The following is a 21,343-nucleotide window of genomic DNA, read 5'->3' as shown; positions in this document are numbered from 1 at the left end:
TAAAATTAAAAGCTTATGAAAAACTTAAAAAATGTTCCTGAAATTATTGCAAAATCAAAATGCATTGGTCATCCGATTGATTTTAAGTGGAACAAAAAGAAAATGAATGCCCTTTTAGATCCTTTAGAAGGAAATGAAGAACTTGAAAACGCTTTAGCCCGAATTAATCACAAAGCTTCTGTTGGTTTAACAGCTGCTCTATTAGAATGGGTAAACTGGCGTTTTACAGGATACACAAAAGTAGCAAACGATATCGAGAAGCGTATAGAAGCACTTTGGTGTTCAATTGCTAATCCTGAATATTCAGAGCCATTAGATTTTGATACGGATTTAAACATGCCAATATCAAGCTCTGTAAACGGACCTGTTTGGGTTGCACTTATGAATGCAAAAATGGTTGATGTACGATATAGAAAAGGATCGTATTTTATTCAAAGTGAAATTGTTGGTTTGGTTTTACTGGTGCGTCATATTTCTCCTAAAAGGAAAGTTTTTGATAAATGGTTCAGTACTACTATAATGAAATTATCGCGTTTGTATCCTTGTCAATATAGTGATAAAAATCTGGATGAAACTGACGAAGCAATTTATGATTCATCAAATGAACCTGTAATTTGCAGAGAATTTTTCTTTGATTCCAGATTCAAATATTCTAATGAATCAGCGCAACAGACACTTAATGATTTTATAGATCATTTAAGCCATAAAAGCAATCCGTTTTTACACATAAACGAAATGGCTGTTTAGTTTCACTAATTAATTTATAAACAAAATCCGAATCTAAAAATTAGATTCGGATTTTTCATTTTTTAGAGTTCCAACAATGTGAAACTTCAAATCATATATTTTTTTAAGGCTGAAATTTCAACGGCAAATGCACTACTTTTTTAGTTTCAAAAAATTCGTCTTCAAAATAATCGGCTAAATTATATAAAGCTGCTTTTGGGAAAGCTGCCAGTTCTTCGGTTAAATCTCCACCTTTTAAATAAAGAATTCCGTTTTTCAACTCATGTTTATGCTGTTTTTTGATTTTATCTTTTATCCAGGAAACAAAATCCGGCATATTGGTTACGGCGCGGCTTACAATAAAATCAAAATCGCCTTTTACTAATTCTGCACGTTTTTGTTCTGCTTTAACGTTTTTTAATTCTAATGCATCAACAACGCCCTGAACTACTTTTATTTTTTTTGCAATAACATCAATTAAATAAAAACGGGTTTCAGGAAAAAGAATTGCTAAAGGAATTCCCGGAAAACCTCCTCCGGTTCCAACATCAAGAACTGTTGCTCCAGGCTCAAACTTCATGATTTTTGCAATTCCAAGCGAATGCAAAATGTGTTTTGTATATAAAGCATCAATATCTTTACGTGAAATAACATTGATTTTCTCGTTCCAATCGTGATATAAAAAATCTAATTTTTGAAATTGTTCGATTTGAATGTCGGTCAAATCAGGAAAATATTTCAGAATCTCATCCATTGCTCTAATTTTTTAACAAAAGTACTACTTTACGATTGAAATATTTAACTCAATTTTGCAAATTGAAAATTTATAATAATTACCTTTGAAAACTATTTAAAATAATTATGAATAACACTGCACCTACATTTGCAAGGCAAGACAATCTGAAGTTTTTCAGAACACTTAACTCTCGGGTAAACAATTATTTCAAAGAAAATAATATTCAAAAAACCGGAAACTGGAAGCTGCACTTAAAAGCGGTTATTTTGTTTGCAGTTTTTTTAACGCCTTACTTTTTAATCCTAACGCTTGATATGCCTTTTTGGGTTATGCTGCTTTTGTCCATCGTTATTGGTATTGGAATGGCAGGTGTTGGAATGAATGTGATGCACGACGGTAATCACGGTTCTTTTTCGACTAAAAACTGGATCAATAAATTCATGGGCGGAACTATTTATGTTTTGGCCGGAAATGTTTATAACTGGCAGGTTCAGCATAATGTTTTACATCATACTTATACAAATATTCCCGGACATGATGAAGATCTTGACGCGGGAAGAATTATACGTTTTACACAAGAGGCAAAATGGCATAGTTTTCACCGTTTTCAACATTACTATTCTGTTTTCTTATACGGATTGTTGACTTTTAATTGGGCTATTACAACCGATTTTAAGCAAATGAGAAATTATCTTAAAAGAAAATTATCTTACGGAGAACCAAAAAGCCCAAAAATTCTTTGGACAACTTTAATAATTACAAAGGTAATTTACATTTCAATTTGGATTGTTCTTCCAATGGTAATAGGAATTACGTGGTGGAAAGTTTTAATTGGATTTTTCATTATGCATTACACAGCCGGATTAATTTTAAGTGTTGTTTTTCAATTAGCTCACGTTGTTGAGGAAACTACAAATCCTTCTCCTAATGAATTGGGCGAAATGGATAATACATGGGCCATTCATCAATTGTTTACTACGACCAATTTTGCACCTAAAAATGCCATTGTAAACTGGTATACAGGCGGATTAAACCACCAAATCGAACATCATATTTTTCCACATATAAGTCACATTCATTACGGTAAAATTGCAAAAATTGTAAAGGAAACCGCAAGAGAATGCAACTTGCCATATTACGAATATAAAACCATGACAAGTGCCGTAATTGCCCACTTTAAACATTTACGTGATCTTGGTATGAAACCGAAACTAGCATAAAATCTATTAATAATTAACCTTCCTTAATTAAAGTTGAAATTAAGGACATTCAAAATTTTTATAATGAATCATATTCTATCAGACAGAATTAACAACTTAGCAACATCACAAACCTTGGCAATGGCTGCTTTAGCACGTGAATTAAAAGCACAGGGAAAAGACATTATCAGTTTAAGTTTAGGTGAACCGGATTTTAATACTCCGGATTTCATCAAAGAAGCTGCTAAAAAAGCAATCGACGATAATTACAGTACATATTCTCCAGTAGACGGGTATCAGGATTTAAAAGAAGCTATCTGCAGAAAATTTAAAAGAGACAACGGATTAGAGTACAAACCAACTCAAATTGTAGTTTCTACAGGAGCAAAGCAATCTTTATACAACATTGCACAAGTAATGTTAAACGACGGTGACGAGGTAATTTTACCAGCACCTTACTGGGTTTCTTATTTCGAAATTGTAAAATTGTCAGGAGGAATTCCTGTTGAAGTTCCAACATCTGTAGATACTGATTTCAAAATTACACCAGAACAATTAGAAGCTGCTATTACACCAAAAACAAAAATGATGTGGTTTAGCTCTCCTTGTAATCCATCTGGATCTGTGTACAGCAGAGAAGAGTTAACTGCTCTTGCAAAAGTGTTAGAAAAATATCCAAATATATACGTAGTTGCCGACGAAATTTATGAGCACATCAATTTCTCAGGAACTTTTTGCAGTATCGGTTCAATTCCGGGAATGTTAGAAAGAACAATCACTGTGAACGGAGTGGCAAAAGCATTTGCTATGACAGGATACAGAATTGGTTACATTGGAGCGCCGGAATTTATCGCAAAAGCGTGTACAAAAATTCAGGGACAAGTAACTTCAGGAGCAAATTCTGTGGCGCAACGTGCTACAATAACTGCTGTAGATGCTGACCCAAGCGTATTGAACGAAATGGTTCAGGCTTTTCATGGCCGTAGAGATTTAGTTGTTGGATTATTGAAAGAAATTCCAGGCGTAAAAATCAACGTTCCGGAAGGTGCTTTTTACGTTTTCCCTGACGTTTCTTCTTTCTTCGGAAAAACGTTGAGAGGAACTGAAATTAAAGATGCAAACGACGTTTCCATGTATCTTTTGGCAGAAGCTAACGTTGCAACAGTAACGGGAGATGCTTTTGGAAATCCAAACTGTATTCGTTTCTCATATGCAACAAGCAACGATATATTAAAAGAAGCTTTACGCAGAATCAAAGAAGCTTTGACTGTGTAATTATTTTAAATAAAGTAAAAAAAAAGGTGTTCCAAAAGAACACCTTTTTTTGTTTACTCTAATTAGCAAACAAACTTGCTATATCTCTCGTTATTTCAGTTGGCGAATTGCAATCACAATTACTCAATCCTATAACATAAACTTGTTCCTGAGGCAAATAAACGCCCATAGATTTAAAGCCAAAAATACTTCCGCCATGCTCCCGTGTAAGTTTTCCATTTACCTCTTTTATATGCCAGCCATATCCATAATTAATTTTACTTCCGTTATTTAACTTATAATTTGTAAATGCCTTTTCAACAATATCAGAACTAAGCAATTTATTTTTATCAATTGCATTTTGCCACTTCAACATATCATCTACATTCGACATTATCGAACCGGATGCATACGGTATAGAAAAACTAATATAATTTGTATTCATATATCCATCCTTATTACGATAACCTGAAACCCTGTTTTTAATAATTTTTTCATGGCTTGCATAATAGCTATTCTTCATTTCCAGCTTTTTAAAAATATGCTGATCAATAAACTCCCCATAACTTTGACCGGAAACTATTTCGATAATATATCCTAAAATAACATAACCGGAATTACAATATTTAAACGCTTCACCCGGTTTAAAATCAATTGGTTCATTCTTAAAAAAATCAACCAATTCCTTTGGTGACAAATCAGCTCTTGCAATATCTTTAATCGATTTCATACTTGTAAAATCTTTAATTCCAGAAGTATGTGTGAGCAAATGATGAATTGTAATACTATTTCCGTTAGTTGGATAATCCGGAATAAATTTCGTTATTTCATCATTTAGTTTAATCTTGTCCTGTTCGACCAGCATCAAAATTGAAATAGCCGTAAACTGTTTCGTCATCGAGCCAATTTCAAAAACAAACTCAGACTGCATTTTTATATTCATTTCCAAATCTGCCATTCCAAAAGCTTTCCTATACATTACTTTTCCTTTTTTCGCTACCAGAAAAACACTTCCCGGACCTTCCTTTTTAAATTTTTCATTTAATAATTTATCTACTTTTGCTTCTAAATTTTGAGCAGATAAATTATTGCAGGAAATTAAAAAGAATAAAATAACATATTTTAAGATTGTTTTCATTTTGTAATTAATTAATGATTGATGAAAGCTTTGACGACATTGCTATTGTATCGGTTACAAAAATTGTTTTCAAAATAAACACAAAGTAATTAGTATAATTCGTTGCAAAAAATTCATCACTTTCAAAATTCCCATTCTACAATTTTATAAACACCTATTGTAATTCTATAATAATTAAGGCTTTATAAAATCCCAACTTTGTATTATACATTAATTAAAATTAAAAGTTATGATACATACAGATGAAACCACGACAGAAGCAGTTAGTACATTAAACGGATTAATTTCTATTTTAGAAGATGGAAAACTAGGTTATACAAACGCCGCAGAGCACGTAGACAATCACGCAATCAAAGCTGAATTTCTTGATTATGCGAGAGAAAGAGCTTTATTTATTGTTGAATTGCAAGACGAAATCAACAAATTAGGAAAATCAACAGAAACATCCGGCGGAGGTCCATTAGGAGTTTTACACCGTGCCTGGATAGATATTAAATCATCTTTTACAAGTGGCGATACAGAAGCTATCATTAATGCCTGCGTAACCGGAGAAGAAGCTGCAGTTGAAAAATACAAAATGGCTTTAGAAAAAAACGAACTTGACGGAAGTCAAATTGCTGTTATTTCAAAACAATTAAACAATATTCAAAGTACATTGGACAGAATTAAAATGAAATCGAATTAATATTTAAAAGATATTATTTCTGAAAACCTCCTCAATTTTTAAAAGTTGGGGAGGTTTTTTTTGTAAAAACGAAAACAAATCTTAGATTCGCTGCAATTATTTTATAAATAAAACACTTTATTTTATGATCTTAACTGTACGCCGCTATTTTGCCATTATCCTTTTTACATTATTTTTTTCTAATCTGGCAAATGCCCAAACAAAAGGACATTTTATTAAAGCCTCAATTGGTTTTGGATCAAGTACTTCAAATTACGAAGAAGAAAATCCGGAAATCATAGATGGCTTTGGTTTTTATACCGAAGGAGAATATATAATTGGTTTAACAAGATGGTTTAGTGTAAGACCATATGCCGGAGCTATTTTTACTTCAACTGATGAAGATAAAATTAAAAACCCACAAGGTTACAAAGTAGAAACTAACGCATTTTTACTTGGAACAAAAGTTCGTCTTTGTGCTCCAATACCTTGGGTCGCACCATTTATAGAAACTGGTATTGGTGCTTCAATAGGTTCTTTTGAAACCTACACAAACTATGTTAATGAGAAAAAAAGTGGTGTAGTCGCACATATTCCCATCGGTTTTGGACTTGCAGTAGGTCCAAAAAACAATATAGAAATTGGAGTTTCTTTTTACGGGAATCTATCTGGTGAACAATCTTTTGGAGGATTTACGGCAGGATATTCTTTTCCTTTAGATTAATCTTAATCATCATCATTCCATATTAGTTAACTATTTCAAAAAAAGTCACTTCAGCATTAGCAAACTCGAATTATTTATAAGAACTTTGCAAACTTTTTTCCGTGAATACCACAAAAGCCTAAAGTTTTAAAAATGAAGAAGAAAATTGAAATATTAGCTCCTGCTAAAGATTTAATTGGAGGAATGGCCGCCATCAACAGTGGTGCCGATGCAGTTTATATTGGTGCACCGCAATTTGGCGCGCGATCAAATGCCAACAATTCAATTGAAGATGTTGCAGCATTAGTAAAATATGCGCATTTATTTAACGCTCAGGTTTTTGTGGTAATGAATACCATTTTGTATGACAACGAACTGGAAACGTGTCGTCAAATGATTTGGGAATTATACGAAATTGGAGTTGATGCCCTGATTATTCAGGATATGGCGATTATGGAAATGGAGCTTCCTCCTATCGTACTTCACGCCAGTACACAAGCCAATAATCGCGATGCTGATAAAATTAAATTTCTTAAAGATGCGGGAATTAAACGTGTTGTTTTGGCGCGTGAATTAAACCTGCATCAAATTAAACAAATCTACGATCACGCAGATGTTGAATTAGAATTTTTCGTAACCGGAGCATTATGTGTCTCATTCAGCGGAAACTGCTATATGAGTGTAGCAAACGGAGAACGCAGCGCCAATCGTGGTTCTTGCGCTCAAAACTGCCGCTTACCATATAACTTAATCGACGGAAACGGAGAAACATTAATCAAAAACAGTCACTTACTTTCTATTAAAGATTTAGATATTTCAGATCAGATTCCGAATCTAATCGAAGCCGGAATTGTTTCTTTTAAAATTGAAGGAAGATTGAAAGATGTTGTTTATGTAAAAAACAACGTATCTTATTTACGTCAAAAATTAGACAGTTTCTTAGAAGGCGAAGGAAGCGACAAATATACAAAAGCTTCATCTGGAAAATGTACTTACACTTTTGATTCGTCTTTAAGCAGAACCTTTAACCGTGGTTATACCGATTATTTTGTAAATGAAAGACACAGCTCTATTGGTTCTTGGGAAAGCCCAAAATCAAAAGGACAATACATTGGTAAATTAATCAGAACTGTTGGAAACGCTTATGAAATTGAAAACGGTCAATTTCTAAACAACGGTGACGGACTTTGTTTCATCAACGAAAATAATGAAGCCGACGGAATTTATGTGAACAAGGCAGAAAACGGAAAAATATATCCGAACGTTTTAAAAGAAATTAAAGACGGAACTTTTATCTATAGAAATAACGATGCTGCTTTTATCAAAATTGTTGAAAGAGAAGATAGTGCAGTTCGAAAAATTAGCACGACTTTATTGCTTACAGAAAACGAAACAGGTTTTGAATTAATCGCTACTGATGAAGACGGAAATGTAAGCATTGTAAATTTAGAACATTCAAAAGAGCAGACTAAAACCGGAGAATCGATCGAAGAAAACATCAAAACACAATTGGCAAAAACAGGTTTTACGCCTTATACTGCTGATGAAATTAATGTGATGTTCTCTCAAAACTGGTTCCTTCCTATTTCAAAAATCAACGAAATGCGAAGAACAGTTTACGATCAGTTAACAGAGATTCGTTTGGCAAATTACAAACGCGAAGAACACCAATTGGTAAAAACTTCGCATCCGTATCCTGAAACCAAACTAGATTTCATGTACAATGTTTCGAACAAAATTGCCCGTAAATTCTATGAACGTCACGGTGTTACCGAAATCGAAAAAGCATTCGAATTACAATGGGATCCGGGAAAATCTCGTGTAATGACAACCAAATATTGCATTAAATACGAATTAAAAAAATGTCCGATACACCAAAAAGACATAGTAGGTGTCAAGGTAAAAGAACCTCTGGTTTTAAAACAAGGCGAATTAGAATACAAACTAAAATTCAACTGTAAACCTTGCGAAATGGAAATTTGGGAAAAAGACGCCGAATTTGAAATCGAAGAAGATCATTTTCATTAAGATACAAAACCGATACTTTTAAAGTGTCGGTTTTTTTATTTTTATTTGGGCGTGTCCCTCCGGGTCTCTACGTTAATACATATAAATAGAACTTTGCGGTTAAAAACATTTTTCCTTACTTTTACTACTCCATTATTTTCCAAATTCAAACTTCCCCCTATGAAAATACTACTCCTCGGTTCAGGCGAATTAGGCAAAGAATTTGTCATTGCCGCACAACGAATCGGACAAACCATAATTGCTGTTGATAGTTACGAAAATGCTCCCGCGATGCAGGTTGCTCACGGTTTTGAAGTCATCAATATGCTAGATGGTGAAGCTCTTGACCGAATTGTAGCCAAACACAAACCAGATTTTATTGTTCCTGAAATAGAAGCCATTCGTACCGAACGTTTTTACGATTACGAAAAACAGGGAATCACCGTTGTTCCTTCTGCGAAAGCGGCGAATTTTACCATGAACCGTAAAGCTATTCGTGATTTAGCCTCAAAAGAATTAGGTTTAAAAACTGCCAAATATCAATACGCAACTTCGGCAGAAGAACTGCAAAAAGCCGTTCAGGAAGTTGGGATTCCGTGTGTTGTAAAACCACTAATGTCTTCTTCCGGAAAAGGTCAATCGACAATAAAAACCGAGAGTGATATTGAAAAAGCATGGCAATATGCCGTTGCTGGTTCGCGTGGTGATGTTATCGAAGTTATTGTTGAGGCTTTTGTTGATTTTCATTCAGAAATTACACTTTTGACTATTACACAAAATAATAATCCAACCTTGTTTTGTGCACCAATTGGTCACAGACAAGAGCGTGGCGATTATCAGGAAAGCTGGCAGCCTGCTTTAGTTTCAGAAAAAGATTTGTACGAAGCGCAGGATATGGGCGAAAAAATTACCGAAGCGCTTGGCGGCGCAGGGCTTTTTGGCGTTGAATTTTTCCTGACCAATGAAGGTGTTTATTTCTCTGAACTTTCTCCACGTCCGCATGACACCGGAATGGTAACTTTGGCGGGAACACAAAATTTTAACGAATTCGAATTGCATTTGAGAGCGATTTTAAGTCTTCCAATTTTCGAAATCACATTAGAAAAAGCCGGAGCAAGTGCCGTAATTTTAGCTTCTGAAGATTCTACAAATCCAACATTTAGCGGAATTGAAAAAGTAGCTGCTTTACCAAAAACCGACTTCAGAATATTTGGCAAACCAACTTCAAGACCGTATCGCAGAATGGGAGTTGTTTTAAGCAGCGATTCATTAGCAACGCCAATTGAAGAAATTATAGAACGCGCTAAAAAAACAGCAACCTTAATAAAAGTACATTCGTAAATGGATTTAATTCTAGAAAACATTGCCAAACACGTTTCGCTAACGCCCGAAGAACAAGCACATTTTTTATCTAAAACCGAAACACATACTTACAAAGCAAAAACTATTTTATTAAGTGCCGGCGAAGTTTGCAAACATTCCTATTTTGTGAATTCCGGAATTTTAAGAAGCTTCAATATCAATGATAATATTGTCGAACATGTTTTGTCATTTGCTTGTCAAGGCTGGTGGATGAGCGATATGTACAGTTATTTTTCGCAAAAACCTGGACAGCTTTTTATAGAAGTTTTAGAAGATGCCGAAGTGATTTCTCTATCTAAAGAAAATCAGGAACAATTATATCATGATATTCCAAAATTAGAACGCTTTTTCAGAATTTTAATTGAAAATTCATTGGTTGCCAATCAACAGCGATTAATGGATAATTTGAGTTTACCAGCCGAAGAACGTTTCGAGAAATTTTGTACTAAATACGGAACACTTGTTCATAAAGTTCCCCAAAAACAAATCGCTTCTTTTATTGGCGTAACACCCGAATTTTTCAGCAAAATGAAAGCCCGACTTTTGAAGAAATAAAGATTTTTTTTGCCACAGATTTCACAGATTAAAATGATTTTTTTCGCTACGAATTGCACAAATTTGCACAAATTAATTTACTAAAAATTGAATTAAAATTCGCGAGAATTCGTGAAATTAGTGGCAACATTTTTAATCCTTTAATCTATAAAATCTGTGGCAAAAAACAAAAAAACCAGTTCATTGAACTGGTTTTATTTTGAATTAAAATTGCTCAACCTCCGTAGAGTGTTTCATTGCTGTTATGGTTGATTTCCCTATCATTACTGTGTTTTGAACGGCGTCAAAATAAGAGGTTCCCACAAAAGCCTGGTGTTTTACAGCACGGAAACCGTTTTTCTGTAAAGCAAATTCTCTTTCCTGCAATTCAGAATATCCTGCCATTCCACGTTCTTTATAGGCTTTAGACAATTCGAACATACTTGTATTTAAAGCATGGAAACCTGCCAAAGTAATGAACTGAAATTTATATCCCATTGCAGCCAAATCTTCCCTAAAAGTTTCCATTTCTGCAACAGATAATTTCGCAGCCCAATTAAATGAAGGTGAACAATTGTAGGCAAGCATTTTATCCGGAAATTCCTTTTTCATGGCATCGGCAAACTTTTTAGCATATACCAAATCCGGATTACTGGTTTCCATCCAAATTAAATCAGCATAAGGCGCATAACTTAAACCTCTTGCAATTCCCTGATCGATTCCGTTTTTTACATAGAAAAAACCTTCGTTTGTTTTTTCGCCCGTAATAAATTTAGCATCTCTTGGATCTGCATCGCTTGTTAATAAATTTGCCGCATCAGCATCTGTTCTGGCAACAATTAAGGTAGAAACTCCCATAACATCTGACGCTAAACGAGCAGCAATTAGTTTATTAATCGCTTCCTGAGTTGGCACCAAAACCTTCCCTCCTAAATGCCCGCACTTTTTAGCAGAACTCAATTGATCTTCAAAATGAACTCCAGACGCTCCGGCTTCAATCATTGATTTCATTAATTCGAAAGCATTAAGATTTCCACCAAAACCAGCTTCGGCATCAGCCACAATCGGAACCAAATAATCTTTTTTATCTTCAACTCTATTTACGGTCTGAATCTGATCAGCGCGTAATAAAGCATTATTTATTTTTTTAACCACCATTGGCACACTGTTTACAGGATAAAGCGATTGGTCAGGATACATTTCTCCTGCCAAATTTGCATCGGCCGCAACTTGCCAGCCACTCAAATAAATCGCTTCTAAACCAGCGTCGACTTCCTGAATTGCCTGATTTCCTGTTAAAGCGCCCAAACCAGCAACATAATCCTGATTTTTTAACTTTCTCCATAATTTTTGCGCTCCCATTTTTGCAATAGAATGCTCAATTTGATACGAACCCTGAAGCGTAACTACTTCTGTGGCTGTATAAGGGCGTTCAACTCCTTTCCATCTTGGGTTCGTAATCCAATCGTTAATCAATTCCTGAATTCTGTCTTCTGTTGTTTTCATAAATAGTTTAGTTAAAGTGGTTAGTAAGTAAATAGTTTTCAGTCTCAGTTTCAAGTTTTCAGTTTTAACTGGACTTATTTTTTTAAAACACATAGAAACATAGCTTTCTTCGTGGTTCAAGGCATTTCATTTGTTTAAACAAACATAGCTATGTGTGAAAAACTAGTTTTTTTGTAAAACTCTTTTTATTTACATTTTAAATCTATGTTTCTATGTGTTAAAGCATTTCCCATGTTTGATTAAATAATCTGCGAAGATTTTACAATCTCATTTTTATCTGCCTGATCTGCTAAATCTGCGTGAAAAATTATTAGCCCGTAGATCTAGCAGATCCAGCAGATTTTTAATTTTTAATTTTTAATTCTCAATTTTTAATTCATTATAGATATTTGTAACACGGAATCGTCAAAAAGTCAACAAAATCAGTATTTACAACTAATCTTTCTAAAACTTTTTCAGCTAAAGGAAATTGACGTTTCTCGTAATTTTCTTCGCCCAATTCGTTTTTAATTTTTTGAAATTCTTCTAAAGCCAATTCATGATAATATGCCAGATCTAATTTTTTGCCATTATCTAAAACCACTTTATTTTGAAGCCATTGCCACAATTGCGATCTCGAAATTTCAGCTGTTGCAGCATCTTCCATTAAATTATGCAAAGCAGCTGCACCTTGTCCGTTTAGCCAAGAAGCCAGATACAAAACTCCTACATTGATATTTTTTCGAGCACCATTTTCTGTTATGATTCCAATTGGTGGTTCAATCAAATCAGCTTCTGTAATTTTGCGATGTTCCCTTTTAATATGAATTTGATTTGGAGTTGGCATTCCTTTATCAAAAATTTCTTTGGCTATTGAAACCAAGTCCGGATGCGCAACCCAGGTTCCGTCGTGACCATTTTTTACTTCGCGTTCTTTATCGGTTTTTACTTTTGCGAAAGCGATAGCATTTGCTTCTTCATTATTTTTAATCGGAATTTGCGCTGCCATTCCGCCAATGGCATGAATCCCGCGTTTGTGGCATCTTTGAATTACCAAATTAGAATATGCATTCATAAAAGGCGAAGTCATATTTACCTGATCGCGATCGGGAACAATAAATTTTGGATTCTTACGGAATTTCTTGATGTAAGAAAAAATATAATCCCAACGACCGCAATTCAACCCAACGATATGTTCTTTTAATTCGTAGATAATTTCATCCAATTGAAAACTTGCCGTTATCGTTTCAATTAAAACCGTCACTTTTGTAGTTCCTCTTTCTAATTTCAAATAATCTTCGGTAAAATCAATCACATTATTCCACCAGCGTGCCTCCAAATAATGTTCTAATTTTGGAATATAGAAATAGGGTCCGGAATTGTTTTCCAACAATTTTTTATGATTATGAAAAACATACAATCCAAAATCAACTAAAGAACCTGAAACCATTTCGCCATCAACTAAAATGTGCTTTTCTAAAAGATGCAATCCTCTTGGACGAACAATTAACGTGGCTATTTTTTCATTTAGCTGATAACTTTTATTTTTAACTTCATCGGTATAAGAAATCGTTTTATTTACAGCGTCTATCAAATTTATTTGTCCGTCTATCAAATTTTTCCAGGTTGGAGAAGTACTGTCTTCAAAATCGGCCATAAAAGTTTTCGCTCCCGAATTCAATGCGTTGATAATCATTTTGCGATCAACCGGTCCGGTAATTTCAACTCTTCGGTCTAATAAATCTTTCGGAATTTCTCCTGCTGTCCAATTACTTTCTCTGATGTGTTTTGTTTCTAAAGGAAAAGTTGGCATTATTCCCTGATCAAACATGACTTGTTTTTGATCACGCTGCAACAACAGCAATTTTCGTTGCGATTCGAATTTTCGATGCAAATCGATTATAAATGCAATTGCTTCTTCTGTCCAGATGTTTGGATAAGAAAGCTTCTTTTCGGCTAAAAATTCCATTGCCGTTTCGGTAATTTCTAATTGGTTTTTCATAGCTGTGGATTTATTTTTATTAGTATCAATTGAATCGCTTTTGTCTTTTTCAAAGCATTAAATGATAACGATCTGATATCTAATATTTTCTACACCACAATATTAGAAAAAAGTTTTTTACAAAACAAGCGAACGTTCGCTAAATATTAAAAATAATATTTTGGCGTTTATTTTTTAAATGGTTATATTTGAATCATGGATATCGAAAAAGACTATATAAAGCTGATATTTGGGTTAAAACTGAAACAAGTTCGAACGCAAAAAAACCTATCACTTTTTGGCTTAGCCAAATTGACAAATCTTTCAAAATCGTACTTAAACGAAATTGAAAAGGGAAAAAAATATCCAAAAACAGATAAAATTTTGCTGCTTTGCAAACATTTAGATGTTTCTTACGATCAAATGATATCTTTAAAACTGGACAATAACCTTGCTCCGATTGGCGAAATCTTAAAATCCGGTATTTTAAAAGAAATTCCGCTCGAACTTTTTGGAATTCAGGAAGCTGATTTAATTGATATAATTGCCAATGCTCCGGCCAAGGTCAATGCTTTTATTAGTACGATTATCGAAATCGCTCAGCATTATAATTTAAGCAGAGAAAGTTTTTTTCTCGCTGCTTTACGTTCTTATCAGGAAGCGCACAGTAATTATTTTGAAGATCTGGAAGAGAAAGTAATTGCATTTTCGAAATCATTTCAAATTAATTTAGATTCTAAAATTACAATTGAAGAATTGGAAGCCATTCTTAAAGAAGAATTTGAATACACTATAAAAGAAATTGCTTTTACAGATCAGGAAGCTTTAGAAGATTTACGTTCTATTTATGTACCAAAAAGCAAGACTTTATTACTTTCAACAGAAATTGATCAACCACAAAGGGCTTTTATTTTAGCCAAAGAAATTGCTTATAATTACCTGAAAATTTCAGATCGTTTGCTGACTTTTAGTTGGATTAAGTTTGAAAATTTCGATCAGGTTTTGCACAACTTTTACGCTTCTTATTTTGCCGGAGCTTTATTATTACCAAGAAAATTGGTTGTAGACAAAATCAATAGTTTCTTAAATAATGAGAAACCAAATCCGGAAGAATTTGTCGCTTTAATAGAAAGTTTCGAAGTTTCTCCGGAATCTTTCTACCAGCGATTAACCAATTTATTGCCAAAAGATTTCCATCTGAAAAATTTATTCTTTTTAAGAATGTCTCATAAAATTGGTTCTGATTTTTATCAGATTAAAAAAGAATTACATATTACCAATCAGCAAGAACCGCACGCCAACGAAACCAACGAACATTATTGCAGAAGATGGGTTTCGGTAAAAACGATTGACGAAGCCATCAGACAAAACAAACCGCATTTTTTTGATGCCCAAATTTCAAGTTACGTTCATAGCGGCAATGAATATTTGGTTTTTTCATCGGCCACAAAAGATCCTTTTATAAAAGATAATATTCGCAGTATTTCTGTTGGAATTTTAATTAATCCAACAATGAAAAAGAAATTCAAATTCATTGAAGGAAAACCATTAGTCAAAAGAATTGTTGGCGTTACCTGCGAAACCTGCGATGTAAAAAATTGTTTAGAAAGAGCCGCGCCACCAATTGCGTTAGAAAAGAAAAAACGCCATGAGAATACGGATTTGGTTGTTCAGCAGTTTATTAATCAGTATAGTTAATTGTAGATTTTAGATTTTAGCTAGTTTGAACATAATCCAGTAAGCGCAATCTTGTCAACCTGAGGAACGAAAGATCTCCGCAAGTAACTCCGTCCAGAACATCGCCAATCTTTGTCGAGCTTCGTGTGTGATCTCTCCTTCGTCGAGATAACAAACTGTGCTTCAAAAGACGCACCGCTTTGCGCCTCTACGTAAAAACCTTTGTGCCTCTGCAACTTTGAAACTTTGAACCTAAAAAACTTTGCCTCTTTGAACCTCTCCAACTTTGAGCCTTAAAGAACTTAATCTACATTAAGTGCCTTTCATTGACCTTGGTGATATCTTTGTACCATAATAATAACACAAAGCAAAACATCATGGAAAATATAGTATTACATAAAGCAGAAACAAGAGGAAACGCAAATCACGGATGGCTTAACGCTTATCATAGTTTTAGTTTTGCAAGCTGGTACAATCCGGATAGAATTCAGTTTGGAGCACTTCGTGTTTTGAATGACGATACAATTGCTGGCGGAATGGGTTTTGGAACGCATCCTCACGATAATATGGAAATCATTACGATTCCGTTAGAAGGCGATTTAGCACACAAAGACAGTATGGGAAATACTGAAATCATCAAAAATGGCGATATTCAGGTAATGAGTGCCGGAACCGGAGTTCAGCACAGTGAGTTTAACCCAAATGCCGATGACCAAACTAAATTATTGCAAATCTGGTTGTTTCCTAATAAAAGAAATGTAGAGCCTCGTTACCAGCAAATTACTTTGGATGTGGCTGACAGACATAATAAATTGTCTCAAATTTTATCTCCAAATGCTGATGATGAAGGGGTTTGGATTCATCAGGATGCGTGGTTTCATATGGGAAATTTTGATGCCGGAACCACAACAGAATATAAGTTGAAAAAAGAAGGAAACGGAGTTTATGCTTTCATTTTAAAAGGAAATGTAACTATAAACGGTCAGGAATTAAATACGCGTGACGCAATGGGAATTTCAGATTTTGAAACTTTAAACATCAAAGCAAATACTGATGCTGAGTTTCTTTTAATGGAAATTCCGATGAATTATTGATCAACAGCAATTTTCAAGCAACAAAACAAACAAATGGGCAATCAAAAAGTTATTTCGTTTTTTATTTCTTAATCTAGGTTAAGTGCCAAATGAAGACAGCAGAAGTAACTTTGTCCTATCAAAATGAAAGTAATATTTTAAAAATAAAAATTATGGCAACTACAAAATGGTCAATTGACCCAACTCACTCAGAAATTGGTTTTAAAGTTAAACACATGATGTTTACAAATGTTTCAGGTAAATTTGGAACTTACGATGCAACAATTACTACAGAAGGAAATGATTTTGAAAATGCAGCAATCGAATTTTCTGGCGATATCGCTTCTATCGATACTGCAAATGCAGATAGAGACGGTCACCTAAGAAGCGCTGATTTCTTTGATGCTGAAAACAATCCAAAATTAACTTTCAAAGGTTCTTCATTCAAAAAAATTGATGCCGGAGATTATGAATTAACTGGAGATCTAAACATTAAAGGTGTTTCTAAATCAGTTAAATTTCCTGTAGAATTTAGCGGAATCATGACTGATCCTTGGGGAAATACTAAAGTAGGTTTAAGCATTGAAGGAAAAATTAATCGTAAAGACTGGGGTTTAAACTGGAACTCTGCTCTTGAAACCGGAGGGGTTTTAGTTGGAGAAGAAGTTCGTTTAAACATTGAGTTACAATTTGTAAAACAAGCTTAATACTTTATAATTAGGTTTTAATTTGGTTGGTTGAGAAGCCTGCACTTTTTAGGAAGTGCAGGCTTTTTTTGTTTGCCACGGATTGCACGATTTTTTTTTGCCACAGATTAATTGATTTTCACTGATTTAAATCTAAAGAATCCATTAATCTGTGGCAAAAATTAAAATATTAATTCGTGAAATTCGTGGCTAAAACTCATCGCACAGTATTTCTAAATTCTGTTGGAGAAAGTCCGGTTTGTTTTTTGAAGAATCTGGAGAAATACGAATAATCTTCATAACCAACCTTAAAAGCGATTTCGTTTACAGCCAATTGTTTATCAATCAGCATTCTTTTTATTTCTAAAATAACGCGATCTGTAATAACTTCTGTTGCTGTTTTTTGAAGAATTTCATTGCAGATTCGGTTTAAGTGTTTTAATGTGATATTCAATTTCTCTGCGTAAAAAGAAGGTAATTTTTCTGTTCTGAAATATTCTTCTAAAAGTGTTTCAAACTTATTTATTTTAATATTGTACGAATGTGCCTGATGCGAATAAGTCTCGCTATATTTTCTTGAAATTTCGATATGAATGCAATCTAATAAATTCAGTAATTTGTCTAATTGCAATTTATTTTCCTGATTATTTTCCTGAATTAGTAAATTAAAATAAGGCAGTATTTTAGGTATTTCATTTTCTTCAAAAACCATTTCTGGCCGATTGTGAATCGAATGATAAAAATTATAATCAGTGATGTTTTTTTGTCCGAAATACAGATTATATAATTCCTGCGAAAAAATAATTACAAAGCCTTCAATATCTTCAGACAAACTCCAATGATGCATTTGTCCGGGTTGCAGGACAAATAAACTTCCTGTTTTTATTTCAAATTGGTCAAAATCGACTTCATGTAATCCGGAACCATTCGTAAAAAAAACCATTAAATAAGAGTCATGACGATGCGGCTCTTCGACAAAACTATGGTTTTTTAAATGTTCTGTAAAAGTGTTTACATAAAAATCACGATGAACATCATTACAGCTAAAATTCTGAACACTATAAATTGGATATTTTTTCATACAAATGTCTTTATTGTGCTATAAGTAGCGAAGATATAAAAAAGACTTTTATCTTACTCTGATTTACCTTTGTATAAATAAAAAACATCAAGATCATGTCAAGTGCATTAACTCATATTTTAAGCAATGAATGTCCGGTTTGTCATAAAGGAAAAGTTTTTAAAGACAACAATATTTTTCTAAGTTTTGGTTTACCAAAAATGAATGAATATTGCAGTCATTGTAATTATAAATTCCAGAAAGAACCTGGTTATTTCTTTGGCGCAATGTATGTAAACTACGGATTAACAGTTGCTCAGGGAATAGCAACCTATTGTATTGCGCAGTTTTTCTTCGAAAAAAACTTCGATTTAAGAATCATACCTATTATTGCTGTTGTCATCACTTTACTTACTTCTTTCAATCTTCGATTTTCAAGATTAGTGTGGATTTATATGTTTAAGGATTATACGAGCTAAAAAAATATTACTTTTGCCTTTCAATTGAAACTAATATTCAATTCAAAAAAAAGTAAAAATTAAATTAGACAAATGAAGGCATACGTATTTCCGGGTCAAGGCGCACAATTTACAGGAATGGGCAAAGACTTATATGAATCATCGGCTTTAGCCAAAGAATTATTCGAAAAAGCTAACGAAATTTTAGGTTTTAGAATTACAGATATTATGTTTGAAGGCACTGCCGAAGAACTAAAAGAGACTAAAGTTACGCAACCGGCTGTTTTTTTACACTCGGTTATTTTAGCAAAAACTTTAGGCGAAGATTTTAAACCAGAAATGGTTGCAGGACATTCTTTAGGAGAATTTTCTGCATTGGTTGCCAACGGAGCTTTATCTTTTGAAGATGGTCTTAAATTAGTTTCGCAACGTGCTCTTGCTATGCAAAAAGCCTGCGAAATTACTCCATCTACAATGGCTGCAGTTTTAGGTTTAGCCGATAATATTGTGGAGGAAGTTTGCGCTTCTATCGACGGAATTGTGGTTGCTGCAAACTATAACTGTCCGGGACAATTGGTAATTTCTGGAGAAACTTCTGCTGTTGAAAAAGCTTGTGAAGCTATGAAAGCTGCAGGAGCAAAACGTGCTTTAATTTTACCTGTTGGAGGAGCATTTCACTCACCAATGATGGAACCCGCAAGAGAAGAATTAGCTGCAGCTATTGAAGCGACTACATTCTCAACTCCTATTTGCCCGGTTTACCAAAACGTAACGGCAAATGCGGTTTCTGATGCAAACGAAATCAAAAAGAACTTAATTATACAATTGACCGCTCCGGTAAAATGGACGCAATCTGTTCAGCAAATGATCGCTGACGGGGCTACTTTATTTACAGAAGTTGGTCCGGGAAAAGTGTTGGCCGGCTTGATTAATAAAATTGACAAAGAAGCGGTTACAGCGAATGCTTAAATTTTAGTATTCAGTCTCAGTTTTAAGTTTTCAGTTTAAAAACTACACATAAAAAAATCCTCATAAACAGATTGTTTATGAGGATTTTTATTTTATCTGAATTCTTGGGATTTTTTATTATGTTTAGTTTTAATTGAAAACTGAGACTGAGACTGAAAACTAAGAACGAACTTTCTGTTCCCATTTCCAGGCACTTGCCATTGCTTCGTCCAGACTTAATTCTGCTTTCCAGCCCAAAACATTATTTGCTTTATCTGTATTGGCGTAAGCTTCGGTGATATCACCTTCGCGACGCGGCATGATTTTGTATGGCAATTTTTTATTGCTCACTTTTTCAAAACTATGAATTACTTCCAGAACCGAGCTTCCTTTTCCGGTTCCAAGATTAAAGGTTTCTACTTTTTGTATATTCTTTTTATTCAACAAACGCTGCAATGCAATTACGTGTGCTTTTGCTAAATCTACTACGTGAATATAATCACGAACAGCAGTTCCGTCAGGTGTTGGATAATCGTTTCCAAAAACAGATAATTCCTGACGTAATCCCATTCCGGTTTGTGTAATAAAAGGCACTAAATTCTGAGGAACGCCTAAAGGCAATTCTCCAATTTCTGTACTTGGATGTGCTCCAACCGGATTAAAATAACGCAATAAAATAGCACTTATGTTTGTAACTTTTGTGGTATCTGTAATGATTTCTTCGCCAATTTGTTTTGTGTTTCCATAAGGAGACATTGCTGTCTGAACGGGCGCATCTTCGGTAATTGGCATTTTTTCGGCTTGACCGTAAACTGTACATGACGAACTGAAAATAAAACTTGCTTCCGGTTTTTCTTTTAGTTCCTGCAAAAGATAAACCAAACTGCTAATGTTATTTTCATAATACAATAACGGGTTTTCAACACTTTCGCCAACTGCTTTTGAAGCTGCAAAATGAATTACTCCTGTAACGTCACTATGTTTTTTAAAGAAATCCTGTACTGCCGTTTTTTCTCTTAAATCTATTTTTTCAAACAGCGGTTTTTTCCCTGTAATATTTACGATTCCTTTTAAAACATCTTCCGAAGAATTAGAAAGATTATCAATTATCACCACTTCAAAGCCTTCATTTTGCAATTCGACTACAGTGTGAGAACCAATAAAACCTAATCCTCCTGTTACTAATACTTTCATTTATTGGTTGTTTTTTATGTCGTTAATTTATAAGCCTGCCTTGCAATAAGAACCCAGTTATTCTTTTGCTTTTGCCAAACAAGCATTATTCCTATTTTAATATCTCTGTCAACTCCGTCATCTTTGGTATGTGCCGCCAAAACATGTCTTACTATTGCAACATCATTTTGAATAGTTATGGTTTGGTTTTGAAAATCTATAGTCACAAAGTCAGATTTCCCACTCACTATTCCGTCTATGAATTCTGTTTGGTTTTGAAAATTACCATTGGAATGAACATAATTCAAATTTTCAGAAGTTAGTTCCTTTAATTTCACTCCATCAGCATCAATCATTGCCTTACGCAAAATTTCAACACGATTACCAACAGCGGTTTCTTCTTTAACATTCGATTTTTGAGCAAAAGCCGAAAACTGAACAAGAACCATCAAAACTAAAACAGAGAAACTTTTCATAAT

At 34.0% G+C, this 21,343-nt stretch carries 20 protein-coding genes; 13 read left to right on the top strand and 7 right to left on the bottom strand.

Going from position 1 to position 21,343, the window contains the following annotated elements; translation table 11 throughout:
• Positions 1 to 15: 15 nt before the first annotated feature.
• Positions 16 to 747 (top strand): hypothetical protein, encoded by a 732-nt coding sequence (locus OLM54_RS20150; protein WP_264536327.1) that lies wholly within the window; start codon positions 16 to 18, stop codon positions 745 to 747.
• Positions 748 to 850: 103 nt separating this feature from the next.
• On the opposite strand, the gene rsmG is transcribed toward OLM54_RS20150, so the two are convergent.
• A complete protein-coding gene (gene rsmG, locus OLM54_RS20145) occupies positions 851 to 1,480 on the bottom strand; it encodes a 16S rRNA (guanine(527)-N(7))-methyltransferase RsmG (protein WP_264536326.1) in 630 nt (209 codons plus the stop codon).
• 107 nt (positions 1,481 to 1,587) lie between these two features.
• Between rsmG and OLM54_RS20140 the strand changes: the two genes are divergently transcribed.
• Positions 1,588 to 2,682, top strand: coding sequence for a fatty acid desaturase family protein (locus OLM54_RS20140; RefSeq protein ID WP_264536325.1), 1,095 nt, complete (start codon positions 1,588 to 1,590; stop codon positions 2,680 to 2,682).
• Positions 2,683 to 2,745: 63 nt separating this feature from the next.
• Positions 2,746 to 3,936: a pyridoxal phosphate-dependent aminotransferase gene (locus OLM54_RS20135; RefSeq protein ID WP_264536324.1), complete on the top strand. Its 1,191-nt coding sequence runs from the start codon at positions 2,746 to 2,748 to the stop codon at positions 3,934 to 3,936.
• Between the two features lie 58 nt (positions 3,937 to 3,994).
• Here OLM54_RS20135 and OLM54_RS20130 read toward each other — a convergent pair whose 3' ends face one another.
• Positions 3,995 to 5,053, bottom strand: coding sequence for a serine hydrolase domain-containing protein (locus OLM54_RS20130; protein WP_264536323.1), 1,059 nt, complete (start codon positions 5,051 to 5,053; stop codon positions 3,995 to 3,997).
• Positions 5,054 to 5,282: 229 nt separating this feature from the next.
• Between OLM54_RS20130 and OLM54_RS20125 the strand changes: the two genes are divergently transcribed.
• From OLM54_RS20125 to OLM54_RS20105, 5 genes are all read left to right on the top strand, one after another.
• Entirely contained in the window at positions 5,283 to 5,738 is a 456-nt protein-coding gene (locus tag OLM54_RS20125) for a ferritin-like domain-containing protein (RefSeq protein ID WP_264536322.1), read from the top strand.
• A gap of 124 nt (positions 5,739 to 5,862) precedes the next feature.
• Positions 5,863 to 6,441, top strand: coding sequence for an autotransporter outer membrane beta-barrel domain-containing protein (locus OLM54_RS20120; protein WP_264536321.1), 579 nt, complete (start codon positions 5,863 to 5,865; stop codon positions 6,439 to 6,441).
• A 132-nt stretch (positions 6,442 to 6,573) separates the two neighbouring features.
• Entirely contained in the window at positions 6,574 to 8,448 is a 1,875-nt protein-coding gene (locus tag OLM54_RS20115) for a peptidase U32 family protein (RefSeq protein ID WP_264536320.1), read from the top strand.
• Positions 8,449 to 8,607: 159 nt separating this feature from the next.
• Positions 8,608 to 9,768, top strand: coding sequence for a formate-dependent phosphoribosylglycinamide formyltransferase (gene purT / locus OLM54_RS20110; RefSeq protein ID WP_264536319.1), 1,161 nt, complete (start codon positions 8,608 to 8,610; stop codon positions 9,766 to 9,768).
• Positions 9,769 to 10,344 carry a Crp/Fnr family transcriptional regulator gene (locus tag OLM54_RS20105; protein WP_264536318.1) on the top strand — a complete coding sequence of 192 codons (576 nt, stop codon included), beginning with the start codon at positions 9,769 to 9,771 and terminating at the stop codon, positions 10,342 to 10,344.
• Positions 10,345 to 10,548: 204 nt separating this feature from the next.
• Here OLM54_RS20105 and aceA read toward each other — a convergent pair whose 3' ends face one another.
• Together aceA and aceB are read right to left on the bottom strand one after the other, a co-directional pair.
• A complete protein-coding gene (gene aceA, locus OLM54_RS20100) occupies positions 10,549 to 11,829 on the bottom strand; it encodes an isocitrate lyase (protein WP_264536317.1) in 1,281 nt (426 codons plus the stop codon).
• Between the two features lie 379 nt (positions 11,830 to 12,208).
• Positions 12,209 to 13,810 (bottom strand): malate synthase A, encoded by a 1,602-nt coding sequence (aceB, locus tag OLM54_RS20095; RefSeq protein ID WP_264536316.1) that lies wholly within the window; start codon positions 13,808 to 13,810, stop codon positions 12,209 to 12,211.
• 195 nt (positions 13,811 to 14,005) lie between these two features.
• Between aceB and OLM54_RS20090 the strand changes: the two genes are divergently transcribed.
• The 3 genes from OLM54_RS20090 to OLM54_RS20080 all read left to right on the top strand — a co-directional run bounded on the left by OLM54_RS20090 (position 14,006) and on the right by OLM54_RS20080 (position 17,246).
• The gene (locus OLM54_RS20090) at positions 14,006 to 15,487 is read left to right on the top strand and encodes a helix-turn-helix domain-containing protein (protein ID WP_264536315.1); all 1,482 of its coding nucleotides are present in this window, start codon (positions 14,006 to 14,008) and stop codon (positions 15,485 to 15,487) included.
• 356 nt (positions 15,488 to 15,843) lie between these two features.
• Positions 15,844 to 16,560, top strand: a complete 717-nt coding sequence (locus tag OLM54_RS20085) for a pirin family protein (RefSeq protein ID WP_264536314.1) — start codon at positions 15,844 to 15,846, stop codon at positions 16,558 to 16,560.
• Between the two features lie 152 nt (positions 16,561 to 16,712).
• A complete protein-coding gene (locus tag OLM54_RS20080; RefSeq protein WP_264536313.1) occupies positions 16,713 to 17,246 on the top strand; it encodes a YceI family protein in 534 nt (177 codons plus the stop codon).
• Positions 17,247 to 17,442: 196 nt separating this feature from the next.
• Here the strand turns inward: OLM54_RS20080 and OLM54_RS20075 are convergent, their stop codons facing one another.
• Positions 17,443 to 18,306 carry an AraC family transcriptional regulator gene (locus OLM54_RS20075; protein WP_264536312.1) on the bottom strand — a complete coding sequence of 288 codons (864 nt, stop codon included), beginning with the start codon at positions 18,304 to 18,306 and terminating at the stop codon, positions 17,443 to 17,445.
• 95 nt (positions 18,307 to 18,401) lie between these two features.
• Here OLM54_RS20075 and OLM54_RS20070 point away from each other — a divergent pair, with 95 nt between their 5' ends.
• Together OLM54_RS20070 and fabD are read left to right on the top strand one after the other, a co-directional pair.
• Positions 18,402 to 18,764, top strand: coding sequence for a DUF983 domain-containing protein (locus OLM54_RS20070; RefSeq protein WP_264536311.1), 363 nt, complete (start codon positions 18,402 to 18,404; stop codon positions 18,762 to 18,764).
• Positions 18,765 to 18,836: 72 nt separating this feature from the next.
• On the top strand, positions 18,837 to 19,712 hold the full coding sequence (gene fabD / locus OLM54_RS20065; protein WP_264536310.1) for an ACP S-malonyltransferase: 876 nt from the start codon (positions 18,837 to 18,839) through the stop codon (positions 19,710 to 19,712).
• A gap of 159 nt (positions 19,713 to 19,871) precedes the next feature.
• On the opposite strand, the gene galE is transcribed toward fabD, so the two are convergent.
• Both galE and OLM54_RS20055 read right to left on the bottom strand, forming a co-directional pair.
• Positions 19,872 to 20,885: a UDP-glucose 4-epimerase GalE gene (gene galE / locus OLM54_RS20060; RefSeq protein WP_264536309.1), complete on the bottom strand. Its 1,014-nt coding sequence runs from the start codon at positions 20,883 to 20,885 to the stop codon at positions 19,872 to 19,874.
• A gap of 14 nt (positions 20,886 to 20,899) precedes the next feature.
• Entirely contained in the window at positions 20,900 to 21,340 is a 441-nt protein-coding gene (locus OLM54_RS20055) for a nuclear transport factor 2 family protein (protein ID WP_264536308.1), read from the bottom strand.
• Positions 21,341 to 21,343: the final 3 nt, after the last annotated feature.

It is taken from the genome of Flavobacterium sp. N1736, assembly GCF_025947065.1.
GTDB lineage: Bacteria > Bacteroidota > Bacteroidia > Flavobacteriales > Flavobacteriaceae > Flavobacterium.
The sequence above is the reverse complement of the archived record's forward strand: the minus strand, read 5'-3'. Positions and strand labels throughout refer to the sequence as shown.